A 26,091-nucleotide genomic window follows, 5' to 3' on the forward strand; every position below is an offset into this window, starting at 1 on the left:
TATGGAACCTAAGGAAGAAAATACTTTTCAAAGCAGAGTGGATCTGAGCCAGCTGGCAGAAAGTGTGGAGCAGATCCGCAAAAATATCGGAGAGTGGATTGTGGGACAGGAACGCATGGTAGACCTCATCATCACTGCTATGCTGGCTGATGGACACGTGCTGCTGGAAGGTGTGCCCGGTGTAGCCAAGACCCTTACTGCCAAGCTGGTAGCCAAAACTGTTTCTGTAGGGTTTTCCCGTATTCAGTTTACCCCTGACCTTATGCCTTCTGATGTGCTGGGCACCTCAGTCTTCAATGCAAAAACAACAGACTTTGAATACCGTAAAGGCCCCGTCTTTTCAAACATCGTGCTGGTAGATGAGATTAACCGGGCTCCGGCCAAGACGCAGGCATCACTCTTTGAGGTGATGGAAGAGCGGCAAATCACTACAGATCTTCATACTTTCCAAATGGAAGAGCCTTTTATGGTACTGGCCACCCAGAACCCTATAGAGCAGGAAGGGACTTATCGTCTACCGGAAGCCCAACTAGACCGTTTTCTTCTCAAAATAGAAGTAGATTATCCTTCTTTGGATGAGGAAACCATGATGCTGGAGCGTTTTCACCGTCGCCATAATCGGCAGGATATTTCTACTGTTAAAGCAGTAATTAGTGCTGAACAACTTACTAACTATCGGGATAAGATTGGCGAAATTCATGTAGAAGATCACCTGATCCGCTACATTGCCGCCATTGTCAACGAAAGCAGGCAGGCCAAAGCTTTGTACCTGGGAGCCTCTCCCCGCGCCTCTCTGGCGATCATGTCCACTGCCAAAGCCTATGCGGCCATTCACGGGCGAGATTTTGTAACGCCGGAAGATATCAAAACGATGGCCATTCCGGTGATGGTACATCGGGTGATCTTAACTCCCGAAGCGGAGATGGAAGGGCAGCGCGTACATGCGGTACTCAAACAAATGATTGATAAAGTAGAAGTACCGAGGTAGTGAAAGTGATACGTTCTTTATTCCTCACCAATCGTTTCTTTCTGGGCCTGGCTATCATAGTTTTACTCTTTGTGCTAAGCTTTAGTTTTGCCTGGCTTTTTCGGGTGGCACAGGTCAGCTTTTTGATATGGCTGCTGCTCATCGTGGCGGATATACTTTTACTCTATAATACTAAAAAGGGAATTAGCGGCTACCGACTTACTCCCGATCGTCTATCTAATGGAGATGAGAACGTATTAAAGGTTAATATTACGAATCACTATAATTTTAAAGCTCAGCTCCGCATCATAGATGAGATTCCTATTCAGTTTCAAAAAAGGGATTTTGATATCCGTTTGAATCTAACTTCGGCCAGGACACATACGCTGAACTATAGGCTGAGGCCGGTAAAGCGGGGTGAATATGTATTTGGGACTTTAAACATTTACGCAGCCTCTCCCCTCAATTTTCTACTGCGTCGCTTTCGTTTCTCACAGGGTAAATCAGTTCCAGTGTACCCATCCTTTATACAGATGCGCAAGTACGAACTGATGGCCATTTCCAGTCATCTGACAGAGCTGGGTATCAAGCGTATCCGCAGATTTGGGCATAATCGTGAGTTCGAACAAATCAAGGAATATGTAGCCGGAGATGATTTTCGTACCATCAACTGGAAAGCGACCGCTCGCCGGGGAGATTTGATGGTTAATAAATATCAGGATGAACGCTCGCAGCAGGTATATGCATTGATAGATAAAGGCAGGACGATGAAAATGCCCTTTGAAGAAATGAGCCTGCTGGATTATGCCATCAATGCCAGTCTGGTGATCAGTAATATCGCTATTAAGAAAGAAGATAAAGCCGGGTTGATCACCTTTCAGCATAAAGTGCAGCAAATACTGCCTGCCAGTAAACGCAGCAACCAGATGCACCTGATCATGGAAGCTTTGTATGCGCAAAAGACAGCCTATAAAGAAGCTAACTATGAAGCGCTTTATGTGCAGGTGAGGCGGCAGATACGACAGCGCAGTTTGCTCCTGCTCTTTACTAATTTTGAATCTCTTTCTTCTTTGGAGCGACAACTTCCCTATCTCCGGCGGCTGGCTGCCACTCACGTGTTGGTGGTAATTTTCTTTAAGAACACAGAACTGTACAAATTACTTCAGAAGGAAGTACACAGTATACAGGATGTTTATCAGAAGATTGTGGCCGAGAAGTTTGCGCTGGAAAAGAAGATAATGGCTGACACTTTGCAAAAGCATGGTATCTATAGTGTATTGACTACACCCCACCAGCTTTCAGTAGATACCATTAATAAATACCTTGAGTTGAAAGCAAGAGGTGTAATATGAATAAGGCAGCCTACATATGCAGTTTGCCTTATTCACGCTATATTATGCTTCTTTGGCTACCCAGGATCTGCACCAGCCCTGAGGATTGACAGCTCCCTTTGCAAAAAGCTGGCATCCGCCGCATGCCCCTTCAAAATCATCCGGTTGCCAGAAACGGCAGTTGGTGCAGAACTGATCTTCTTTCGGAGATTCAGCAACATATTCCAGGCTTTTGCGCATTTCTAAATCTGCCTCAGTTAACTCTTGATTGTACTCACTGCAATCTGCTTGGGTCTGTGCCTGAGCAGGAGCTTCAGTAACTGGATCTGATGCAGATGGCGAAGGAGCGCTTTCATCCGGTATTACATTATTTTTAGTTTCAGAGGTGGAGCCTCCACAAGCACTGAGCCATGCCGGACCGGATAATATAGTGAGGCCAAATACGCCTGCCTTTTTTACAAACGAATTACGAGTCATCATTTTCATAAGACTTACATTTTAAGAAAACATATTAATTTCGGTTTACACGGAAACCATGATGTAAAATGATGAGCTGGTATAGTTGTTTTAACGGCTAAGTAGTTTATAATCTATCTAAATTTTAAAGTTTTTTTATCATTCAAAAAATGATACAATTGTGGGAGAAGAATAAACTTTTGCTATGCAGAACCCGATAGAAAAATCCGTAAGGCAAACCACCAGAAATGTCAGAAAAGTAACCCGGGCAGTCAGGGATATGTCGCTCAGCGCTTTATCACTGACCAGAAAAAAGCACGATTCGTTTAAGCTTAGCCAGAGCGCAGGTACATCTCCCGGTACCCTTATTTACACTGGAGTGAATACCGAAGAACCTGTTGAAATTTCTCTGTATCAGTATGATGAACAAGGCATCAGCAAACATCAAAGCGATAAGCTTCAGGAAGTACTGAGCATAATGAGCAGAGAAAAGTTTAATTGGGTAAACATCAGTGCACTGCACAATACACAGTTGATTCAAGAGGTGGGAGATCACTTCGGCTTGCATTTGCTGGCCATGGAAGACATCATGAATACTGTCCTCTCTCCACAATTTGAGGATTATGAAGATCATCTCTTTCTGACGCTCAAGATGTTAAAGGTCAATCCTGAAACCAAGCTGATAGAACAGGAGCATGTCAGTTTTATCTTAGGAGAAAATTATCTGGTTTCCTTTCAGGAGACCAAGCACGATGTGTTTGAGCCGGTACGTCATCGTCTGGAAAATCAAAAAGGAAGAATCCGAAAAAGAAAAATTGATTACTTGCTCTATGCTTTGATAGATGTGATTGTAGATAACTATTATACCATCACCGAAGAGATTAACGACCATATGAACGCACTTGAAGATGAACTTATCAAGGAGCCAAAGCATGATGTGGTAGAAAGGATAACCCACCAGAAGCGCCAGCTGATAGAGCTACGAAAGATCGTATATCCCTTACGAGACGCCTTACGCAAGCTCAATACGGAGGATGAACTGATCCAGGAAAATACAATGCGTTTTTTTGACGATGTTTATAGCCACGTAGACCATGTTATCGGTACTATGGAGTCGCAACGTGAAGTATTAATTGGCTTCATGGATCTGTACATGTCGACCATCAGCAATCGCATGAACAATGTGATGAAGACATTGACTATCATTGCCACAATATTCATTCCCCTTACTTTTGTAGCTGGAATCTACGGGATGAACTTTGACCATATGCCGGAATTGCATTACGAATGGGGTTACCCGGTTGCAGTAGGCACTATGCTGGTATTAGGTATAGGTATGTATATCTATATGCGGAGCAGGAAGTGGTTTTAGAGTAGATTCATCTAGAAGATGGAATTAATTTTTATTCATAAAATTGATAACGATTTTGTATTTGATGGGTTAGATTGGTATAAATGATTTTTTTAACTGAAAATTTTTTTCATTATGGCACAGAGAGATAGTAGGCATACCGGAAAAGATAACAAAGGAAAGCCAGGAGGCACTATTCAGGATAAATCTGAAACCAAAACTGTTAAGAACAAAGAAGAACTGGAAAGAGAAGAAGAATTAAGGAAGGAATATACGGATGAGCAGAATAATCCTGATCCTGAAGGAGCGCCAGTGAAAAACCCAAATCGGAATACGGACAAAACAGACATAGACAAAGGGCGCTATGGAGGCAGCTCGAACTAATCTAAAAATTACCCCCTGGATTTCGCTAAATGAAACCCAGGGGGGTAACATCCTTTCTATTTCTATCGCTTGATCAGATTACCAGAGCCTCGGATAGAGCTGTTTACCTGAGGATCACCATAGTAAATGATATCACCACTACCACGAATCTCAGCCCGCAGAAAATCACTCACATTTACAGTGCCATTGCCACTTCCTGAGATATTGATGTCAGTTTCCTCAGAGAGCAGATCGGCAGCGCGATAATCTCCGGAGCCATTAATGCGTACTTCCTGCTTCAGGGCTTCACCGTACAGACTAAAATTTCCCGAGCCATTGATTTCAGAGAAAAGTCTATCGTAATATACTTCCATATCCATGTTACCAGAGCCTGAGATTTCTAGGTTAAGCCTATCCCCGGTAAATATATTTTCTCCATACACATCCCCTGAGCCACGTAGCTTGAGCTCTTCTAAGTCCCTGATGCTAATATAGATTTTCACATTGTTACGGCTGCGATAAGATCTGGTATTTTTAATTTTGAGCTCGCCACCCCGCACAGTGGTAGTGATAACAGGCACAATATTATCATCGGCTTCAATTTCAAGAAGCTGTTCATCATCTTGTCGGATAACAAGGTCCATTGAACCTTCTAATATGATGCGGTCAAATTCAGATAGGGCTCGCTCCTCAATAACTACATTTCCTGAACCTTTGATAGCAGGGCCAAAATCGTCATTATCAAAATCGATATAGCAACTGTTCGCAGACACCAGAAGGAAAAGAGCGGGTATGATATTATACAATAGGTTTTTCGTTTTCATAGCTGTTAATCATTATCTCATTTGATACTAATACAGCTAAGGCACAGGATACCCTACCTCGGGTTGGAAAAAAATAATATATTTTTCTGTTTCTTGTTTGCGTATCCGTAGCAGGCCTGAATAAAGGAAGGTAAGGCAAAAAAAAAGCCATGAAAAACATGGCTTAGAAATGATTGCTGGCAAACGGCTTAATAAGATTGTCATCAGGCTTTTCAGCTCAGATGGTAAACTTATACCACTTTTCGGTACTCTTACCTGAAGCTACCGCATTCTCGATAAACGCCATGCCTCTTATGCCGTCGTCAATGGTAGGAAAATCAAGATGCTGAGGATCAGGTTCTCTACCTTCCATACGGGCCCGCAATGTCATGGCGAAGTTGCGGTAAATATTAGCAAAAGCTTCCAGATAACCTTCAGGGTGGCCAGCAGGAATACGTGTATGGGCCATGGCGCTCTCTCTCAGATAAGTACGGTCGACACCAGGACGATAAATCTGAATAGGCTGGTCCAGCCAGCGAATAATAAGAGAGTTTGGCTCCATCTGACGCCATTCTAATCCGCCTTTTTCGCCATACACAAATATTTTCAGGTTGTTTTCTTCACCAGCAGCAATCTGACTGGCATGTAGTACACCACGGGCACCGTTGTCAAAGCGGAGTAGAATATTACCATCCGTATCCAGTTCTCGTCCTTCACCAAAAGCGGTTAGATCTGCACAAAGCTCGGTAATCTGTAGACCGGTCATGAATTCAGCCAGGTTCTCAGCATGCGTTCCGATATCACCCATAGCGCTACTAACGCCAGCCTGTTTTGGGTCTACCCTCCATGCTGCCTGTTTATTTTCTCCATGCTCAACAATTCTGGAAAGCCAGCCCTGCGGATATTCTACCACTACTTTTCTGATCTTACCTAACATACCGTCTTTGATCATATCTCTACCCTGTTTCACCATAGGGTAACCGGTATAATTATGGGTAAGGGCAAAGGTCAAACCTGTTTTTTCTACTACTTCTTTCAGTTCTTTGGCTTCTACCAGGTTAAAAGCCAGAGGTTTGTCACAGATGACAGCGAAACCGTTTTCAAGCGCCATCTTTGCGGGAGGCACATGCATATGATTAGGAGTAACAATAGAAATAAAATCCATGCGTTCGCCTTCAGGCAGCGCTTTCTCCTTCTGTATCATTTCTTCAAAGCTGCCATAAACTCTCTCAGGTGGTAAGAAAAGTTCCTTGCCCGAAGCTTTGGATTTTTCGGGCTTGCTGCTGAACGCTCCACATACCAATTCTATCTGTCCGTCCATTGCAGCAGCAATGCGGTGTACACCACCAATAAAGGCGCCTATGCCCCCTCCAACCATACCCATTCTGAGTTTTCTGTTTACTGTAGCCATAGTAAGGTTATAAAATTTGTAATAAAACAGTCACTTAATTCGGTGAGAAAATTAACTTATTAAAAAATAGGGCGTTATCCACAAAGTTATAAATTTGTGACACAATAGCTACAGCGAAACCACTTTTTAAGGCTTCTGAGCTTGCTGCAAGAGCGTTTTTGGAGAAGAGAATATAGGCCAGTAATTTCTAAAGAAATACTAATGTGAATGACGCAATGGATAAATATAATCACCCGCATATTTATAGCAAAAGAGAAAGGTTATTCATAAAATAATCAATCAAAATTTTCGTAGTTTTTCTAACAATTTTTATAAACACAACCGATTAATATGTTTAAGGCAACAACTTTAAAAAACGGTTTGACGGTTTTTTTGCTTAGTATCTTTTGCGCTCACTTCAGCATAGCGCAGGAAATCATTAAAGAAGACTGGAAACCTGAAGACACCGAATTCTGGGATCCCGAACGTCCGAAAGTAACTCCCGGTCAGGGCACAGAACCCCCATCAGACGCGATTGTACTTTTTGATGGATCAGATTTATCAGCCTGGAAAAGTCAGAAAGATGGTAGTGCTGCCCCCTGGAAAGTAGAGGATGGATATTTCACAGTAGAACCCGGCACCGGTGGTATTCAAACCAAAGAAAATTTTGGCGACTTTCAGCTGCACATAGAGTGGCGTTCTCCACAGGAGGTAAGTGGTGAAGGTCAAGGACGCGGGAACAGTGGAATCTTTCTTCAGGGCTTATATGAAGTTCAGGTGTTGGATTCTTATGATAACCGCACTTACTACAATGGTCAGGCAGGCAGTATATACAAGCAGTCACCTCCCCTGGTCAATGCAATGCGCCCGGTAGATGAATGGGAAGTATACGATATCATTTACACTGCACCCCGCTTTGATGAAAAAAATGGGGCTTTGCTGGAGAAGGCGCAGGTAACGGTATTGCACAATGGTATAGTTGTACAGAATGCTACCAAAATTCAAGGAACCACTGCATATATTGGCCCTCCTAAGATTATCTATCATGGCGATGGGCCTATCGCTTTGCAGGATCATGGTAATACAGTGAGCTTCCGTAATATCTGGCTAAGAAAGCTGGATCAATAAATTTAACCTTGGCATACCTATTCACAGGTATGCCTTTTTTATTTATACAACCTATGAAAGAACTGAATAAATGTATTAACAGACGTTCATTTTTATCAGCCAGTGCTAAGGCTACTGCCGGATTAAGTATGCTGCCCTTTTTAAGCAAGGCAAGCCTGCTTTCAGAAAATATGTTTTTTGATATTTCTCTGGCCCAGTGGTCAATGCATAAAGGCTTCCGAAGCGGAGAGCTGGATCCACTGAACTTTGCCAAAATTGCTAAACAGGACTATGATATTGATGCCATAGAGTACGTCAGCCAGCTTTTCTCCGACAAAGCAGACGATGCGTATATACGTGAACTTAAAAAGAGAGCGGATGATCATGGCGTAACTAGCGTACTGATCATGGTAGATCGGGAAGGTAATCTGGGTACTCCTGATGATAAAGAAAGAGCACAGGCGGTAGAAAACCATCATAAGTGGGTAGAAGCAGCCAGGGAATTGGGCTGCCACTCCATCAGGGTGAATGCTGCCGGACAAGGTACTGCGGACGAGGTAAAAGATGCTGCTATTGATGGCTTGGGAAGATTAACGGAGTTTGCCGACAAGCATGATATCAATGTAATTGTGGAAAATCATGGTGGATACTCATCCATAGGCAGCTGGCTGGTAGAGGTGATGAAGGGCGTAAGCCATCCTCGCTGTGGTACTTTGCCCGATTTTGGCAATTTTAGGATAAACCAGTCGGAAACCTATGATAAATATAAAGGCGTAGAAGAACTTATGCCTTATGCTAAAGGGGTAAGTGCCAAGTCCTATAACTTTGACAAGGAGGGAAATTGTAAGGAAATAGATTTTAGCCGCATGATGCAGATTGTGAAAGATGCTGGTTACACCGGATATGTAGGTATTGAGTACGGAGGAAGTGAACTCAGTGACAAAGAAGGCATCATGGCTACCAAGAAACTTCTTGAAAAAGTAGGAGGAAAACTATCTTAATAAATATTTATTTAGGGCCTGTTAAATGACATACATCATTTTGCAGTCCCTTTTTTCTTCATTTATTGATTCGCTGAACTATACGTTCCTGTTTACATGAAAATTATTAATATCGTATTAACCATACTTTTTGCATTGTTCGCATTTTTTCAGCTTAACGACCCTGACAGTCTAAGCTGGATTGTGTTGTATATTTATCTGGGAGTTATCTCAGGCATGGCAATATTCGGGAAATACAATATGGCATTGATACTTCCCGGTTTAGCAATTTTTGTAGTCTATTTTATCTACTTACTGCCCAGTGTGTTTGAGTTTTTAACTAGCGGAGAAAACCTGATGAACCGTATGGATGCAGAAAAAATGTACATAGAGCAAACCCGTGAAGCAGGTGGGCTACTTATAGGAATTCTCGCTTTAGCTTTTCATCTGCTTACCAGGAAAAAGAAGACAGGAGTAAGGAATGGCTAAACGTCCCACAGCAGGTATTATTGGAGCAGGCATTGCTGGTATTGCTGCTTCCATTCGCCTGGCTAATAAGGGGTATGATGTTCATGTATTTGAGGCTAATGCTTACCCCGGCGGTAAGCTTACAGAAATTCGTCAGGGTGGCTACCGCTTTGATGCAGGACCTTCACTGTTTACACTTCCGGAATTTGTAGATGAGCTTTTTACGCTATCGGGCAGGAATGCAGCAGATCATTTTCAATACATTCAACTGCCGGTGTCTTGCCATTATTTTTATGAAGATGGTACTAAGCTGAAGGCTTATGCAGACCGAAAAAAATTTGCCGAAGAGATTTACCAGAAAACAGGTGAGGCAAAAGGAAAAATTGATAAGGCACTAAAAAACAGCCAGAGACTTTACGATCTTCTTTCTGATCTATTCATGAAAAAGTCTTTGCATCGCTGGCAAACATTTACCAATCCTCAGGCACTTAAGGCCTATACCCAGCTTCACCGCCTGGATTTTTTCCGTAGTATGAACGAGGCTAATGAAAGTTTTTTTAGTGATTTCCGTTTAGTGCAATTATTTAATCGCTATGCTACCTATAATGGCTCCGACCCCTACCAGACCCCCGCTACGCTTAATATCATTCCCCATCTGGAATTTAACATTGGAGCCTATTTTCCAGTAGAAGGCATGCACTCCATCACGATAAGTTTGTTTGAACTGGCTAAATCTTTGGGAGTAAACTTTCACTTCAACGCCAAAGCAGAAAAGATTCATCTGGATGGGAATAAAGCAAATGGGCTGACCGTAAATAGCGAAAAGATGCCTTTTGATTTGCTGGTCAGCAATATGGATATTGTAAATACTTACAGGAAGTTATTACATGATCAGCCCCAACCTAAGCGTTTGCTTAATCAGCCAAAGTCTAGTTCAGCGCTTATTTTTTATTGGGGAATAGCCCGGCATTTTGAAGAGCTGGATCTGCACAACATTTTTTTCAGCCAGAATTATCAGCAGGAGTTTGAGTATATTTTCAAAAAGGGAGGCGTATCTGAAGACCCTACTGTATATATCAATATTACTTCCAAATACAGGAAAGACGATGCGCCGGAAGGCTGTGAAAACTGGTTTACTATGATCAATGTACCTAATAACTCTGGACAGGACTGGGATCAAATCATTCAGCAGTCGCGTGAAAATATCGTAAAAAAGTTGAGCAGAATGCTGAATAGGGATGTCGCGGCGCTCATCCAATGTGAAAGTATTCTGGACCCCCGGCTGATAGAAGCAAGGACATCATCTTCTATGGGAGCATTGTATGGCAACAGCTCTAATAATAAATATGCCGCATTTTTGCGGCACGCCAATTTTAGCCGGAAGTATAAAAATCTGTTTTTCTGCGGAGGCAGTGTACATCCCGGAGGAGGAATACCCCTCAGCTTACTGTCAGCCAAGATAGCAACGGAACAAATTCCTGATATCTAGATAGAAGCTTCGGCGGAGGCCATGATCACTTCAGGATTAACCAGCTGCTTGTAGCGCTCATAACGGCTCATGATATCCTCTACATAGTTTACCGGCTCGCTGCCGCGGCAGTAGCCGGATTCTACCACCGGATCATTATAAAACTCAGGCTCAGACTTTCTTTCTAAGAAATAAGCAACATCGTCCCAGTTGGAGGGATTTTTGCCAAACTTCTGCGCCAACCTCCTTGCATCAAGCACATGCCCTTGACCGGCATTATAAGAAGCCAGCACGAATTTAATTCTCTCATCGCTGTCAGGAATATATTTGGTCCAAATATCATCCAGCCAGCTCAGATAGGCGGTACCAGCCTGAAGGCTCTGTAAAGGGTCATGCATATCTGATATGCCATAAAGCTCACCGGTTTCAGGAAGTAACTGCATCAGCCCGATAGCACCAGCCCAGGATTCAGCAGTGATATCAAACTTAGATTCCTGAAAGGCCTGCGCAGCCAGCAAACGCCAGTCCCACCCCAGACTATCGGCAGCTTGTTTGAAAATATCATCAAAGGGTGAAATCTTATCGCTGCTCAGTGAAGAATATGAACTTTTTACCCTACGTAGAGATGCTTTGGGACTTTTATAATACTTATTGTAAATCACATAGTAGTCTGTTTGCTTCTTCATCTGCATGATCCAGTTGTTTACTGTATTAAGCAGTTGGGTAGCGTTACTGCGGGTAGCCCAGGCGATTTTTTGAGGAAAGCTAATGGGTGTGCTTACATCTATATTGGAATAATAAGTAGCATTTACCATAGCAACATCTTCATCGGCTACAGTATAGTCAATCTCTCCTTCTGCTACTTTCTGGATCAGACCCTCGGTGTCCTGACCTACTTCTGCCTGAACAATCTCTATCTTACCACCGATCTCTTCAGAAAGGTTTTCCAGGCGGGTAACAAATGCGGAGTTTCTCTGAACGTGTATGGTTTTTCCATCAATATCCAGAGGGTTTCTGATCAGAATATCGTCAATCTCATGGCGCTTCATCGCGAGCCAGTTTTCTGGCTTACGCTGTACCAGTACCTGCTTCACTTCATTATGATGCTCAGTAAAAGCAACCTGCTCCTGGCGACCGCTTGTTACAGCCATGTTAAATGCAATGATATCTCCCTCGCCTTCATTAAGCATCTGCACAGCCTCATCAATATCGCTGGTAAGCTTAATTTGAAGCCGAAGCCCAAGCTCAGAGGCTAATCGGGTAAGTAATTCGTACTCATAACCCATGGGCTGCCCACGATAAATAAAATAGCCAGTAGAGCTATTATTCAAAATAGCAACCAGACTACCTCGCTCACGGATCTGATCCAGGTCAAATTCAACTGGCTCAAGTGCCTTGGCCTGATGCTCGTAATGGTCCTGGCCGCTCTTCTCCTCACTGCATGAAAAAACGAACAGGAAAAGAAAAGTTAGGAGCAATCGGGTGTGAGATACGTATGATATATAATTTTTTGCTTTTATCACTATACTCTATTTTAAGATTTAGTATACCTCTACAAGTGTTCCCTTACGAGGTAATAATCTTCAGAATATTTAAAGCATCAGCTCCAAAAAACTATCTCTTCAGTATTTGAAGAGATGATCTATGCAACTAAGCTTAGCAAAATTTTACAAAATACTAATTGTAAAGTCCTGTTGATAAACGACAAGCCTTCGTTTTTTGTTACAAACAGCAATAAACATACCGTGTGTAACATTTTAATTTATTTAGCTAAAATTATACTTTTTTAATAAATAATAAAAGAAATATGTCTTTAAATATCACTTAAAAATGAAGAGCCAAACAGAAAAGCTCATTATTAAAGAATTAGAGCCCTTTTTTAGGAATAGAGAATATCAATGGTTAGCACATTATCATCAGTTTCGCAAACAGAGAAAAATTGGTTTTGATAATGTATTAATCAATGTGAATGGCTCCAAGCCAGGCCTGCTTGACATCAAACTGGGTATAAGGTTAGATCTGGTTGAACAATTAGCATATCAGTTTACTATGGGTTTATCTGATTACCAGGAGCATAGTAACACTTTGGTGGTAAAGATGGGTGAGTTGATCGCTCAACCACATCTGCGTTTTGAAATAAAACATGAAGATGATATCAAGGAGGCTGCTTTACGGATTATTGGATTCATGCAAACAAAAGGCTTCGCTTTTTTAGAGAAGTATAATGATGTAAATCACCTGGATCAGCTATTCAATGAGTATCCCGATCAAAAGCTGAAGTATGCATATAATGCGTTCAATCGCTGCCTAAAAGGAATAGTATTGGCCCGATTGGCAGAAAGAAGGAATTTTCAGCAACTGATTCTTACCTACAGACACTACCTTCTTAAAAGAGATACTGCCTCTCAGCTTATAGAAAAATATGATAAGCTAAGCCGGTTTTTGAAGAACTTCTCTCTCAATTAATCATCCAGTAGTCCTGGCCGTCGCTCTTTTGTTCTTTTTACCGACTGCTCGTGCCGCCAGTCATGAATCAATTGATCATTACCGGAGAGTAGTACATCAGGTACTTTCATCCCTTTGTAGTCAGCAGGACGAGTAAAAACAGGAGGGGCAATCAATTTATCCTGGAAAGAGTCAGAAAGCGCCGAAGTCTCATCTGAAAGCACCCCGGGAAGCAGCCGTATAATAGAGTCAGCCAGCACTGCAGCAGCAAGTTCACCGCCAGAGAGCACATAATCTCCGATGCTGATTTCGCGGGTTACATAATGCTCTCGCACTCTCTCATCCACCCCTTTATAATGGCCACAAAGTAAAATCAGGTTTTTTTTGAGAGAAAGCTGATTGGCGAGCGGCTGCTCCAAACGTTCTCCGTCAGGGCTCATATAAATGATCTCATCATAATTTCGCTTAGCCTGTAATTGTTCAATGCAGCTAACAATGGGTTCTATCATCAGCACCATACCTGCCCCACCTCCATATGCATAGTCGTCTACCTGCTTATGTTTATTAACGGCATAATCACGCAGATCATGCACGATAACTTCTACCAGTCCTTTGTCCTGGGCACGTTTCAGGATAGAATGAGAGAAGGGACTTTCTAGCAGGGAAGGCAAACAGGTAATAATATCTATTCTCATAAATTTACAGTTAAGGACACAAATTTAAGAAGCTTATTAAAAATGAATGTAGTATTCTAAACATCTGTGATACTATTCTTTTAACTTTACAGCACAAAAAATAATATTGATTTTTTGATCTAAACCAATTGTCATGAGAAAACAAATAGTAGCCGGTAACTGGAAAATGAACAAAACCCTGGAAGAAGGTCAGGCCCTTGCCTCAGAAGTGAAGCATATGGCTGAAGATGAACTTCCCGGAGATGTACAGCTCATTATGTGTCCTCCTTTTATACACCTGAATGCATTGCATGCCATGCTCAAAGGCTCAAACATAGGATTAGGAGCGCAAAACTGTAGTGAGCATGAGTCCGGTGCATATACTGGCGAAACCTCAGTAAGCATGCTGAAGTCAGTAGGAGTACAGTATGTGATACTGGGCCACAGTGAAAGAAGAGAGTATTTTGAAGAGAGCAATGAGCTATTGGCAAAAAAACTAGATATGGCTCTTAAAGCAGATTTGACCCCTATATTCTGCTGTGGAGAACCTTTGGAAATACGGGAGAGAGAAGCTCAAAACGCTTATGTACAAAAGCAAATCAACGAAAGCCTCTTTCACCTTTCAAAAGAGGAAATAAGTAAAATAGTCATCGCTTATGAGCCCATCTGGGCGATTGGCACCGGAAAAACAGCTAGTGCGGAGCAGGCTCAGGAGATGCATGCTGTCATACGTAAGCAACTGGCAGAAAAGTACGGAGATAATGTTGCCGCTGAAATATCTATTCTTTACGGGGGAAGTGTAAAACCTGCAAACGCGCAGGAAATATTTGCCGGAGAAGATGTAGATGGAGGGCTAATCGGTGGAGCTTCCCTTAAATCAAGAGATTTTATAGATATTGCTAAGTCATTTTAGTGAATGGAAAAGAAAGCTTATCTGTCTTTGCAGTTTCAGTGTAATGAGACGCTCACAGAGATATTAATCGCAGAGTTGTCCGACCAAGGCTATGACTCATTCTGGGAGCAGGATGAAGGCTTTGAAGCCTATATCCTGGAAAAAGAGTATGACGAACATAAACTGCAAGGAATTTTAGACAGGTATCAGGCATTAGGAACTACCACTTTTAATGTCAGTACAGTAGAAGAAAAAAACTGGAATGTAGAGTGGGAAAGTAATTTTGAGCAGATAGTAGTGGAAGACAAGTGTCTGGTGAGGGCGGACTTTCATAAGCCCGAGCAAAATTTTCCCTATGAAATAGTGATTAACCCTAAAATGTCATTCGGTACCGGGCATCATGCGACGACTTACCTGATGCTGAGCTGGCAGTTGGAAATAGATCACAAGCAGAAAAAAGTGATGGATGCCGGTTGTGGAACCGGTATCCTTGCTATTATGGCACATCTGAAAGGTGCAGATGAAATTGTGGCTTTTGATAACAATGAGTGGGCAGTAGATAATACGCGTGAAAACTTTGAGATCAACCACTGTCCCGAAATCAAGATGTTCTTAGGAACGGTAGAAGAGATTGATAAAAAAGAAAAGTTTGATATTATTCTGGCCAATATCAACCGTAATGTGTTGCTGGATGAGATGGACCTATATGCAACCCGCCTAAAAGATAATGGCATATTACTGCTAAGTGGTTTTTACCACTATGATGCTTCTCAGATTGAAGAAAAAGCAAGCGCAAGTGGTTTAAAAGTAAAAGGTCTAAAAGAAAGAAATGACTGGGTAGCCCTGAAACTTAGTTTTTAAGCAATACTCGTCCCTTCAGAAACTTGCCCCTACCCTTCTAAATGCCCCTAAACCTTACAATTCTTTGGGTAAAGCATAATTTTACTGGATATATTTTTGCTCTTAGCTAATTTTTTTGAGCTAAAAACGTTAAGCACTTATAATAGGTGATGAATAAAGGCAAGCGTATGAAGGTATTTTCTATCGTCAGCACACTACTGCTTATTGCACAGATCGTCTGTGCCCAACGCTATCAGCTTACTGATAGCGTAGAGGTGTATGGAGACGATGTAAAAAAACTACTTACTAAAACCAACGATAGTACAGCGATCAAGATAGGGGATCAGTTTGCCGGGCTATGGCAGGAGCTTTCTGCTAGTCAGCGTGATACGATCATGGCTACTTCAGCTCAGATGCTGGCGAAAAACTTTCAACTCACACCCTTTTATGTCAATTACTATGCAGCCATTAATGTAGCAGTAGATTCTGCTCAACTTTCCCAGCAAAATCTGAATGAACTACTCTCCATGCTTTTGCAAACTACCAAGCACTACAATCGTCAAGAGTTTGGGTACACTGTTGCTACACTGAGGGATTTTTTTCAGCGAGAGGCTATATACTATGCCAACTACAATCAGCTATATGCCCGAAACGGTAAGTATTCATTTAGCTTTGTTGCCCCTCCCCGGGATACTTATGTGCCTGAAGCAGATTTCACTTCTGAAGTAGAAAACGAGGGCGCATCCGGTGGGAGTGAAGATGATGGATGGGGCGAGGGCATCTGGGGTGATCCCGAGAGTAGTGATGAGTGGGAAAGTGCGGAAGAAGATTCTGAATGGAACGATGGCTGGGGCTGGGATGAAGAAACTAATGATGAGGAAGCTTCCACTGCTGCCACTGAGCAAGAATCGCTTCAGATTACAGATTATATCGTTGAAGAAACAATTCAGCCTGAACTGCAAGGGCCAATTATGCATCTGGATAATATGGACCTTACATTTACTACTACTTTTGACTCTGCTAACCTCTCTCAGACGAATGGAGAGCTGATGCTTCATAAACATATTTTGGTAGGTGAAGGTGGAAGGTTTGACTGGGTGACAGCAGGCTTAAGCTCAGATTCAGTTTATTATACTTTTGAGAAGTATAACTTTAATACACGAGTGCCCCGCCTCAATGCAGAAAATGGCCATATGACCCACAAGGGTAAAGTGAAAGAACCCGTAAAAGGAGCTTTTCAATTTGCCAGCCAGAAACATTCCAGTTATGAAACTGCCAGATACCCACGCTTTATGTCATACAAGAGCGACATAGAGATTGATATCTATAACGAAAAGTCCGTCAATAATAATGTAGTATCCTATAGAGGGGGCTTCTCTATGCTGGGAAGTAAGGTTACCAGTGCTTCTTTGATGGAAGGGGAAGCTATAGTTGAGATACATGAAGGAGGGAAGAAAAAAATTCGGGCGATCTCAAGACGGTTTAATGTCAGTGATTCGCTACTCACCAGCCCTAAGTCAACAATTACCATTTATCAGCGATCGGATTCTATTTATCATCCGGCAGTGGAGTTTAAGTATGCGATGGACTCATCCCTGCTTACAATTCTTTCTAATAGTGGCCGCTATAAGCATACCCCTTTTATGGCTACCTTTTTAAAGATGGATATACAGGCAGATATCATGCGTTGGGATTTGCGTACGGATAGCCTGAATATTTCTACACTAACGGCCCGAGACAAAGTACCGGTGGTATTTGAGTCGTATGAGTATTTCAATGAGGAAGCTTTTGATGCGTTAGGACAGATGTATGGTTTTCACCCTTTAATCATGGCAGTTGGTTATGGTAGAAAAAATAATACGCTGAGCTTTTACGTTTACGACTTGGCCAGAGATACGCGACAGAACGAAAAGACGATTAGGGCAGCCATGCTTGACCTGATGACCAGAGGCTATATTGACTATGAGCCGGCCTCAGGATTGGTAACTCTCAAAAAGAAAGGTATTCATTATACATTGGCCAAAGCCAGGAGAGTTGATTATGACAATCTGATGATGCCTTCTTTTGAAGAGGATGGCCCCAATGCTACTATCATACTTGATGGTAAGGAGCTGGTCATGAGGGGAATTAAAAAATTCAACATTAGTGAAGATCTGGATGTAGCAATTGAACCCAGAAATAATGAAGTAACAATGCTGGGAGAGCGTGACTTCCGCTTTAACGGAAAGCTACAATCCGGAAACGTTGAGTTTGTAGGAGAAGGCTTCACTTTTAGCTATGATAGTTTTAAGGTGAATCTTCCTAAAATTGATTCTATTAGCTTTTTTATACCCAACGAAAAGGGCGAACGTACCAAAATAAATAACTCCCTGCAGAATGCGGCTAAATCCGATCAGGAGCAAAGTTTTGCGGATCAAATGGGAGAAGGCTTCAAACAGACCTCAGGCACACTTTATATCAATGATCCTAAAAATAAATCGGCAAGAAAGTCACTGCCGGATTATCCTAAATTTAATGCTGAAAACGGAGCCATTGTATATTTTGATAAAGAAACCATTTTGAATGGAGCCTATGACCGCTCTATATATTTTGTTATCCCTCCTTTTGCCATTGATAGTTTGAGTAATGCTGACCCTTCTTCCATTGGTTTTGAAGGAACACTGTATAGCGATATTTTACCACCTATAGAGGAAACATTAGTGGTGATGCCGGATAATTCTATGGGCTTTGAACATAAGGTGGCTACTCAGGGCTATAACCTGTACAATGGATCGGCTACTTACAAGAATGAGTTACGGTTAGATGGGCAGGGGTTAAGAGGAAGGGGCACGATTGACTTTCTTACTACTACCCTGGAGTCAGAAGAGTTTATTTTTTATATAGATTCTGTTACTACGGTAGGTACTGCAGCTGATATAAAAGAAGGGGCTTTGGGTACAACTACTTTTCCGCAGGCATATGTAGAAGACTACAACATGCTCTGGCTGCCCGGGGTAGATAGTATGTATATCTCAAACAATGCTGAACCTTTTGATATTTATCACCAAACAGCTTCGCTGGATGGGTCAGTAATACTGTCAGAAAAAATAGGATTACTGGGTAAAGGGAGGCTTTTTACAAGGGGGTCAGAGGCTTCATCAGAGGAGATGACTTTTGAGCAAACGCGCTTTGACGCAAGAAATGCCACATTTGAAATTAAGTCAGATAATCCGGAAAAGCCTGCTTTGGCGGGGAATGATGTATTTCTGGATTTTGACCTTGAGCAAAACATTGCCAACATCAGCCCTGAGGAAGAGGGTGAGGCTGCCATAGCGTTTCCTTATGCACAATTTAAAACCTCAATTACCAACGCAGTCTGGAACCTGGAAGAAGAGACGGTAAAAATGAGTAAGCCAGAAGATATAGATATAGAGAACTCTTATTTTTATGCTACGCGTAAAGACCTTGACTCGCTCTGGTTTAATGCGGAAGAAGCTATCTACCGCATTCCATTGCTACAGTTAGATATTTTTGGCGTGCCTTACATCACAACCGCGGATGCTAAAGTGATTCCTGAAAATAACCAGCTACAGGTGCTTGAAAATGCCAAGTTTGAGACTTTTCAAAATGCTACTTTGGTCATTGATACACTAAATGAGTATCATCGCCTAACGAATGGTACGATCGATATTCTTTCCAGAAATGAGTTTAAAGGAAAGGCCTATTATGAGCTAATTGCTGCTACTGATACCTTTTCCATAGAAATGAATAATTTTGAAAAAGATATTGTAGAGGATCGTAAGCAGGTTTTTTACCATACTGTGGCCAATGGTAGAGCGGAGGCTGATCAGAACATCATCATATCTCCGGGAATGTTTTATCGAGGTAATGTTCGTATGCATGCCGCCAAAGAAGCTCTTGAACTGGATGGAGAAGTGAAGCTGGATTTCAAACGTAGACCGGATTATGACACCTGGATAGCTTATGCCAGTGAAGCAGGACAGAAAAAGCTGGAATTTAATTTTAATGAATCCCTGACAAGTGAGGGGGAACCGCTTACAGCAGGTTTGCATATGAGCAGTAAGGATAATAGCCTCTACAGCACCTTCGTATGGGACAGACACTCACCCGACGATTTTGATTTTTTCAATCCAAGAGGTCTGCTCTCTTATGACGAAGAGAAGGATGAATACATTATCAGGTCACAGAAGAAAGAAAATAGAGGGGCGTTATCAGGCGAAGTTTTTACATATAACGAAAATCAACAGACCGTTAGCTTTGAAGGGCCGGTGGATTTTATGCCCTACAAAAGTGAGTCTTTTAGCCTTGAAGCAACAGTAATAGGCGAAGGAAAGCTGGAAACAAATGAGTTTAAGCTGGATGCCTTCATGGCATTCAATATTGATTTGCCTTCACAGGCAGTAGATATTATGGGCGCTGACTTAAATGAATCACTAAATAAGTCAGGAGCTCAATCTGCTACCAGCGATCGGACTACCCTGCTTTTCAAGCTTGCTGAAATGATCGGTGACCAGGCTGCCCGCGACTGGGATAAGAGCTCTGTCAGTAACTATACTTCCCTGGTGAGCATGTCAGGGAAATTAGAAAAAACATTGGTGTTTGCAGATGTTGATATGGCATGGTCAGATGCGCATAAGGCTTGGTACAGTACTTCTCCCTTGGGGCTTTCTAATGTAAGAGAACAGGACATCAATGGTAGCATGACGGGTTTTCTGGAAATTAAGCCACTGGAGATGGGAGGTATGATGGTAAACCTGTTTATGCAGGCCACACCTGACTCCTGGTATTATTTCAGCTATCAAAACAATCGCTTGGCTGTATGGGCATACGATGAGGAGTTTTGTGATGTAATCGGTAGTAAATCTGAAATTGGTAAAGTAGATGGCGGAGAGTATGCTTTCTTCCTAAGCGATATTGCCGAAACTATAAAGTATGTCAACCGCTTCCGTAAGGATTATCTGGGTATTGATGAGCAATACAATTTCAATACTGCTACGCCGGTTATTGCAGAAGAAAACGTAGAAGAAGAGAAAAAAGAAGCCGATCGTGATGGTTTTTAATTTCATTATACTTTAGTATAATAGCACTAAGGCCAGCATTTGCTGGCTTTATTTTTTGCAGTTTATACAGCCAACTTGTATATATTACCTAACTCTCTAACTTTACCCTGTTTATTGAGGTTATAAAATAACTATGAATATTATCTGGATCATTCTCTCTCTTATTGTTGCATATCTTTTAGGTTCTATCCCCACGGCAGTCTGGTACGGGCTCCGTTTTCATGGCGTAGATGTCAGGAAGCATGGTAGCGGCAATGCCGGGGCTACTAACACTTTTCGGGTGTTGGGCAAAAGGGCGGGGTCTATCGTGATGCTAGTAGACATTCTGAAAGGACTGACTGCTACCATGCTAGCGTTCTTTCTGATTAAAACACATGCCATTGATTCAGGACAACTAGTAGAGTACAAGCTTTTGTTGGGTGTAATTGCTGTCATTGGACATGTCTTTCCTTTGTATACCAATTTTAAAGGAGGTAAAGGAGTCGCAACACTTCTGGGGATGGTAGTGTCTTTACAGCCATGGGTAGCACTTAGTTGCATCGTGGTATTTCTCCTAACCCTAACTTTTTCCAAATACGTATCACTAAGCTCATTACTGGCAACTTTAGCTTTTCCATTATTACTGATGGTACCCCCTTTCAAGACGGATGAGCCTATCCTGATCTTTTTCGGCTTTCTGATGTTTGTAGTACTGGCCATTACGCATAAGAAAAATATTGTACGCCTTTTGAACGGAGATGAAAATCGCACATATCTCTGGGCGAAGAAAGACTAACCCCGGCAGCCAGTTTGCGCTGAGAATTTTTACCTTTACAATATCATTTTTCACACGTTTAAGCCTGTATATTATGGTAAAAGAATACATAGAAAACCACAAAGACCGCTTTATTGAAGAGCTGTTTGAGCTATTGAGAATTCCTTCTGTCAGCACCGATAAAAAATTTAAAGAGGATGTACTGAAGGCCGCTGACTATCTTAAGCAGAAGCTGGAAGCCCTGAATGTAGATAAAGTAGAAATCTGTGAAACCCCTGGTTATCCGATTGTGTACGCGGAAAAAATAGTAGACGAAAAGCTACCTACTGTGCTGGTATATGGTCACTACGATGTACAGCCTGCCGATCCTCTTGAGCTTTGGGAAACCCCTCCTTTTGAGCCACAGGTGCGCAATGGTAAAATCTATGCCCGAGGCGCCTGCGACGATAAAGGCCAGATGTATATGCATATCAAAGCACTGGAAGTAATGCAGGAAGCCGGTCAGCTTCCCTGCAATGTAAAATTTATGCTGGAAGGAGAAGAAGAAGTGGGTTCTGATCACCTGCCTGATTTTGTTAAAAGCAACAAAGAAAAGCTGAAGGCTGATGTGATCCTGATTTCCGATACTGACATTATAGACAATGATAATCCTTCTATTACAGTAGGCTTGAGAGGCATGAGCTATATGCAGGTGGAAGTAACCGGCCCTAACCGTGATCTGCACTCCGGCATGTATGGAGGCACAGTAGCTAATCCTATCAATGTATTGTGTGAAATGATTGCCTCTTTGAAGGACGAAAAAGGCCGCATTACTATTCCCGGCTTTTATGACAAAATCGTGGAGCTAAGCCAGGAAGAACGTGAAGAAATCAATAAAGCTCCTCATAATGATGAAAAGTATAAAAAGGAACTTGGGGTAGACGAACTGGAAGGAGAAGACGGCTACACCACTTTGGAGAGAATTGGCATTCGTCCTACGCTGGATGTCAACGGAATCTGGGGGGGATATATTTCCGAGGGAGCCAAAACAGTGTTGCCTTCTAAAGCCTATGCGAAAATCTCTATGCGCCTGGTGCCTGACCAGAATCACAAAGAAATTGATAAGCTGTTTGCAGATCATCTACAAGCTATCGCGCCTAAGTCAGTAAAAGTAAAAGTAAGCTCGCATCATGGCGGGCAGCCCGCTGTAATCCCTACGGATTCTACAGAAATAGAAGCGGCGAAAAAAGCCTTTACAGAAGCCTGGGGCAAAGAGCCGGTACTTACGCGTGAGGGAGGCAGTATCCCTATTGTAGAGCTGTTTCAGAAAGAACTCAAACTGGACTCGGTGCTGATGGGCTTTGGCCTCGGAGAAGATGCCATCCACTCACCCAACGAAAGTTATGGTATCTATAATTACCTGAAAGGCATAGAGACCATCACGCTTTTCTATAAGCATTATGCTGCTATAAAGAAGGTATGACTTAAATAAATTAGTTCTTGGAACAACCTTCGTGAAAACTTTGTCAAAGCTAATTTGCGCATTGTAAACTGCACGTCCCTATGATAGCTTTGACAAAGTTCAAATCAGATATTTTGCTCAAAACATCTACAGTTTCAGAATAGTAACTTTTCAACCAAAAAACTTTTAACCAGTAACTTTAAACTAAAAATATGCAAGTCTGGGAAACCCTGGAACAAAAATACCTGATTCAAGATGAGTGGCTGCGTGTGCGGGCCGATAAGTGCCGTATGGAAGATGGCACCATCGTAGAGCCTTATTATGTACTGGAATATCCTAATTGGGCCAATGTGGTGGCGGTAACTGAAGATAAAAAAATAGTGCTCATTAAGCAGTATCGCCATGCGCTGGGGGTTATTGATCTGGAACTGCCAGGGGGTGCCGTAGACCCCGGTGAAGATCCTATTGAGGCGGCAAGACGGGAACTGCTGGAAGAGACAGGCTTTGAGGCCGCCCATATTGAGCAGCTATGCAAACTCTCCCCCAATCCTGCTAACCATAATAACTTTTCAGTGTCTTTCCTGGCTACCGGAGTTAAGCGTACCACACAGCAGGTTCTGGACGAGACAGAAGAAATTGATGTAGAATTATATTCAATTGATGAAGTAAAGCAACTCCTGGCTGAGCAAAAACTGATTCAGACCATGCATGTAGCAGCTTTTTATTATGCTTTGCCTAAACTGGAAAAGCTATAAAAAGATACACCAGCCGCAATGAAACGGACTGGTGCAAGCTTCTTTTTCTCAAAAAACAAAATGTTAGAATAACTCCACATCTCGCAGTGCGATAATATCCTGCTGGCTGTTAATCATGCGCTTGGTACGAATGTAGCGGTTGAGATTATACTCATCATAATACTCAGACTCGGGGTCTACGCTGCTGATTTTAACTCTTGCTTCCAGGCCAGGGGAGTGAATAAACTGATTGTCGCCAATCCACATGCCCACATGCGTAATACGCTCTCGGGTGCTATCAGTAGCAGCATAGCCAAAAAAGAGTAAATCACCGGGACGGAGCTGGTCAAAGTTTTTTTCTTCATCTATCAGTTCTCCTGCATACACCTGCTGAGAAGCATCACGTGGCAGGATTTTACCATTCATGAAATAGATGGTTTTTGTAAAGCCGCTGCAATCCACTCCTTTAGAAGAGGTCCCTCCCCAAAGATAGGGTACTCCCATAAGCTTAAAGGCAGTCTCTACTACTGTGTTTTCGGTAGCTTCAGCTTTAGCTACCCAATCCTCAAAAAGATCGGATTCATTTTTTCTTACATAGGCATTGCGGCCGTCAGGCAGACGTATCTCATAGCTAAAAGGGGTCTCGTCTACCAGCTCCATTACATTACCGGCCACAAGGTCAGATATTGTAGATGCATTCCGAATAGGGTGCTCATAGGCAAAGCCATACATTTCAGTAAATATGACTTTTTCTTTTGCCTGCCAGTCTGCATACTCGGTCTGGTTCATAGGCACAAAGCTTCCCTGCACCCAACTGATATATTTATCAGGCGTTTGTACCAGATGCCATTCTCCTTCTTTCTTCAGGATTTTTAAAGGCATGCCCATAGTGGCTTGTGTGGCTAACTCACCGGAGTGGCGTGGCTGAGAACGAATGTTGGCCACAGAAACATACACTACCCCCAGGGTATCCTCACCCAATGAGGCCTCCGGCAAAGTATTGATGCTATCAATTAAATGTATATCCTGCTCTGCTAGCTGGCTAAGAAGGGCTTGTTTGGCAGCAGGCTGGTCAGTTTCTCCTTTTAAGGTAAGAGTGTCACCATTTAGCTTAGCCTGAATATCAAACAATGCCACTCTTTTATCAGGAGCGTAGTTTGATTTTATATCTTCTATGGTAGCGTTTAGCGCAGCAAGCTGTTGGTCCCTTTGTTCCTCTTGGGGCGCGCAGGCATTAAGTAAGGCTAATGCGTACAGAGCACTAGCTATTATCTTCTTTATCATAAGTTATTTTAAATTTACTCAGGTTAGGTTGATGTTCTTTTTCTCGGACAAGCTCATATTCAAAAATAGCTTTACCTAGTTGGGACAAAAAGGGTAGTCCGACTTCATCATACTCATAAACGTTGTCATTGAATATCTGGTTCTCATTGACATAAATAACAGCCGTCAGCATGAACTCAATGTTACGCTCAAAATCAACGATGTAAGCATTGTCTGTTAGGAAACCATAAGCCATCCCAATCTTATTAAAGATCCGGATATTAGAAGGAATGGTCTCTTGCGTATCTCCAAATATAAAAAACTTAGAGTAGCTGTCGTAGTAGTTCTCAGTAGTATCTGCTATATAATCCGGGTAGGTAGTTTCCCGCGGGAGCTGCGACATATACTGGTACAAAAACTGATAATCTTCTTCAGTCAGGTCAAAGCGCTCTTCTTCCGGTACTGCATCTGGGAAGATAACTGTCTTTAACACGTCTTGGAGATTGGCTACGGAAATGTAATTGTTTTGTCCAAAGTCCTTAGAACGCTTGATCAGCGAATCATTTTCCATATAACCTTCTCCCAAAGGTATAGGCTCATCTCCTACCCAGCTTTTACGGCTACTGACCATATCCTGCTGATAGAGGATTTTGGCGTTATCATAAAAGGTAAGGGGGTTGGTGGTCCTGTTCTCGTCAGCAGTATTGAAAACTGAAAGCCGGTGAACAATGCGCAAATCTTCCAGTCCTTTTTCATGAAGCTCATTATTGATATAATCCTGGCCCAGGAATTCATACAGGCGATTGTAGGCGTCATTATCACTGACTACAAATATTTTTTTGATATAGTGGGCTATAGAAGGCATGCCACTTTCTGAGGTAGAGTCATAACGTACGGCTGTCTGTCCTTCTGAAGCACTGTCGGTTAGCATAGTGCTGTACTTATCTAGACCTTCAACTCCCAGTTCATTAAGTTTTTGTAAGGCCAATACAGCAATGGGGAATTTTACGGCACTAGCAGGATAGAAGTAAGTATTTGGGTTGACACCATAAGCATATTCGGTAAAAGTGGGATTGTTATTCTCATCACGATCAATCTGTGTATAAAGAATTTGTAATTGGTAGTGTTCGTAATTACTGAGTACGCTATCCAAGATGGCTGACTCTCTACTTCTAAGTATATCTTCTATCAGATTTTTTTCACTCTCTTCATCAGCTTGTTCACCCGTTTGATTACATGCACTCGATATTAAAGTGATCAGAAAAAAGAATATTGCAGGTGGTAGCAAAGGTTTCATAGCTTAA

Annotated in this window: 22 protein-coding genes; 15 read left to right on the top strand and 7 right to left on the bottom strand. The window is 42.2% G+C overall.

Features of this window, described 5'->3' with window-relative positions:
* Position 1 precedes the first annotated feature (1 nt).
* On the top strand, positions 2 to 988 hold the full coding sequence (locus tag OKW21_RS28370; RefSeq protein ID WP_277486377.1) for an AAA family ATPase: 987 nt from the start codon (positions 2 to 4) through the stop codon (positions 986 to 988).
* Entirely contained in the window at positions 988 to 2,319 is a 1,332-nt protein-coding gene (locus OKW21_RS28375) for a DUF58 domain-containing protein (protein ID WP_277486378.1), read from the top strand. The genes OKW21_RS28370 and OKW21_RS28375 overlap by 1 nt, the downstream gene beginning before the upstream one ends.
* Positions 2,320 to 2,361: 42 nt before the next feature.
* On the opposite strand, the gene OKW21_RS28380 is transcribed toward OKW21_RS28375, so the two are convergent.
* Entirely contained in the window at positions 2,362 to 2,784 is a 423-nt protein-coding gene (locus OKW21_RS28380) for a high-potential iron-sulfur protein (protein ID WP_277486380.1), read from the bottom strand.
* 175 nt (positions 2,785 to 2,959) lie between these two features.
* On the opposite strand from OKW21_RS28380, the gene corA reads away from it, so the two are divergent.
* Together corA and OKW21_RS28390 are read left to right on the top strand one after the other, a co-directional pair.
* Complete coding sequence (corA, locus tag OKW21_RS28385) at positions 2,960 to 4,126, top strand: magnesium/cobalt transporter CorA (protein ID WP_277486383.1); 1,167 nt, start codon at positions 2,960 to 2,962, stop codon at positions 4,124 to 4,126.
* A gap of 114 nt (positions 4,127 to 4,240) precedes the next feature.
* Complete coding sequence (locus OKW21_RS28390) at positions 4,241 to 4,489, top strand: hypothetical protein (RefSeq protein WP_277486385.1); 249 nt, start codon at positions 4,241 to 4,243, stop codon at positions 4,487 to 4,489.
* Positions 4,490 to 4,551: 62 nt separating this feature from the next.
* On the opposite strand, the gene OKW21_RS28395 is transcribed toward OKW21_RS28390, so the two are convergent.
* Entirely contained in the window at positions 4,552 to 5,292 is a 741-nt protein-coding gene (locus OKW21_RS28395; protein WP_277486387.1) for a head GIN domain-containing protein, read from the bottom strand.
* A 217-nt stretch (positions 5,293 to 5,509) separates the two neighbouring features.
* Positions 5,510 to 6,655 (bottom strand): Gfo/Idh/MocA family protein, encoded by a 1,146-nt coding sequence (locus OKW21_RS28400; protein ID WP_277487817.1) that lies wholly within the window; start codon positions 6,653 to 6,655, stop codon positions 5,510 to 5,512.
* Between the two features lie 357 nt (positions 6,656 to 7,012).
* Between OKW21_RS28400 and OKW21_RS28405 the strand changes: the two genes are divergently transcribed.
* From OKW21_RS28405 to crtD, 4 genes are all read left to right on the top strand, one after another.
* Positions 7,013 to 7,789: a 3-keto-disaccharide hydrolase gene (locus OKW21_RS28405; RefSeq protein WP_277486389.1), complete on the top strand. Its 777-nt coding sequence runs from the start codon at positions 7,013 to 7,015 to the stop codon at positions 7,787 to 7,789.
* Positions 7,790 to 7,842: 53 nt separating this feature from the next.
* Positions 7,843 to 8,769, top strand: coding sequence for a sugar phosphate isomerase/epimerase family protein (locus OKW21_RS28410; RefSeq protein WP_277486392.1), 927 nt, complete (start codon positions 7,843 to 7,845; stop codon positions 8,767 to 8,769).
* Between the two features lie 96 nt (positions 8,770 to 8,865).
* Positions 8,866 to 9,237 (top strand): transmembrane 220 family protein, encoded by a 372-nt coding sequence (locus tag OKW21_RS28415; RefSeq protein ID WP_277486394.1) that lies wholly within the window; start codon positions 8,866 to 8,868, stop codon positions 9,235 to 9,237.
* Positions 9,230 to 10,705, top strand: coding sequence for a 1-hydroxycarotenoid 3,4-desaturase CrtD (gene crtD, locus OKW21_RS28420; protein WP_277486395.1), 1,476 nt, complete (start codon positions 9,230 to 9,232; stop codon positions 10,703 to 10,705). The genes OKW21_RS28415 and crtD overlap by 8 nt, the downstream gene beginning before the upstream one ends.
* Here crtD and OKW21_RS28425 read toward each other — a convergent pair.
* Entirely contained in the window at positions 10,702 to 12,207 is a 1,506-nt protein-coding gene (locus tag OKW21_RS28425; protein WP_277486397.1) for an MltF family protein, read from the bottom strand. The genes crtD and OKW21_RS28425 overlap by 4 nt on opposite strands.
* Positions 12,208 to 12,514: 307 nt before the next feature.
* Between OKW21_RS28425 and OKW21_RS28430 the strand changes: the two genes are divergently transcribed.
* Positions 12,515 to 13,150, top strand: coding sequence for a hypothetical protein (locus tag OKW21_RS28430; RefSeq protein ID WP_277486399.1), 636 nt, complete (start codon positions 12,515 to 12,517; stop codon positions 13,148 to 13,150).
* Here the strand turns inward: OKW21_RS28430 and trmD are convergent.
* Positions 13,147 to 13,824, bottom strand: coding sequence for a tRNA (guanosine(37)-N1)-methyltransferase TrmD (gene trmD, locus OKW21_RS28435; RefSeq protein WP_277486401.1), 678 nt, complete (start codon positions 13,822 to 13,824; stop codon positions 13,147 to 13,149). The genes OKW21_RS28430 and trmD overlap by 4 nt on opposite strands.
* Positions 13,825 to 13,957: 133 nt before the next feature.
* On the opposite strand from trmD, the gene tpiA reads away from it, so the two are divergent.
* From tpiA to OKW21_RS28465, 6 genes are all read left to right on the top strand, one after another.
* Positions 13,958 to 14,716, top strand: a complete 759-nt coding sequence (gene tpiA, locus OKW21_RS28440; protein WP_277486403.1) for a triose-phosphate isomerase — start codon at positions 13,958 to 13,960, stop codon at positions 14,714 to 14,716.
* Between the two features lie 3 nt (positions 14,717 to 14,719).
* Entirely contained in the window at positions 14,720 to 15,556 is an 837-nt protein-coding gene (gene prmA / locus OKW21_RS28445; RefSeq protein ID WP_277486405.1) for a 50S ribosomal protein L11 methyltransferase, read from the top strand.
* Positions 15,557 to 15,705: 149 nt separating this feature from the next.
* Positions 15,706 to 20,595 (top strand): hypothetical protein, encoded by a 4,890-nt coding sequence (locus tag OKW21_RS28450; RefSeq protein WP_277486408.1) that lies wholly within the window; start codon positions 15,706 to 15,708, stop codon positions 20,593 to 20,595.
* Between the two features lie 133 nt (positions 20,596 to 20,728).
* Positions 20,729 to 21,370, top strand: a complete 642-nt coding sequence (gene plsY, locus OKW21_RS28455) for a glycerol-3-phosphate 1-O-acyltransferase PlsY (protein ID WP_277486411.1) — start codon at positions 20,729 to 20,731, stop codon at positions 21,368 to 21,370.
* 73 nt (positions 21,371 to 21,443) lie between these two features.
* A complete protein-coding gene (locus OKW21_RS28460; RefSeq protein WP_277486415.1) occupies positions 21,444 to 22,811 on the top strand; it encodes a dipeptidase in 1,368 nt (455 codons plus the stop codon).
* A 191-nt stretch (positions 22,812 to 23,002) separates the two neighbouring features.
* Entirely contained in the window at positions 23,003 to 23,545 is a 543-nt protein-coding gene (locus OKW21_RS28465; protein ID WP_277486416.1) for an NUDIX hydrolase, read from the top strand.
* Positions 23,546 to 23,608: 63 nt separating this feature from the next.
* On the opposite strand, the gene OKW21_RS28470 is transcribed toward OKW21_RS28465, so the two are convergent.
* Together OKW21_RS28470 and OKW21_RS28475 are read right to left on the bottom strand one after the other, a co-directional pair.
* The gene (locus tag OKW21_RS28470; protein ID WP_277486418.1) at positions 23,609 to 24,808 is read right to left on the bottom strand and encodes a C40 family peptidase; all 1,200 of its coding nucleotides are present in this window, start codon (positions 24,806 to 24,808) and stop codon (positions 23,609 to 23,611) included.
* Positions 24,786 to 26,084: a serine hydrolase gene (locus OKW21_RS28475; protein WP_277486420.1), complete on the bottom strand. Its 1,299-nt coding sequence runs from the start codon at positions 26,082 to 26,084 to the stop codon at positions 24,786 to 24,788. Before OKW21_RS28475 ends, OKW21_RS28470 begins: the two co-directional genes overlap by 23 nt.
* Positions 26,085 to 26,091 lie beyond the last annotated feature (7 nt).

It is taken from the genome of Catalinimonas alkaloidigena (assembly GCF_029504655.1).
GTDB classification, from domain to species: Bacteria; Bacteroidota; Bacteroidia; order Cytophagales; family Cyclobacteriaceae; genus Catalinimonas; species Catalinimonas alkaloidigena.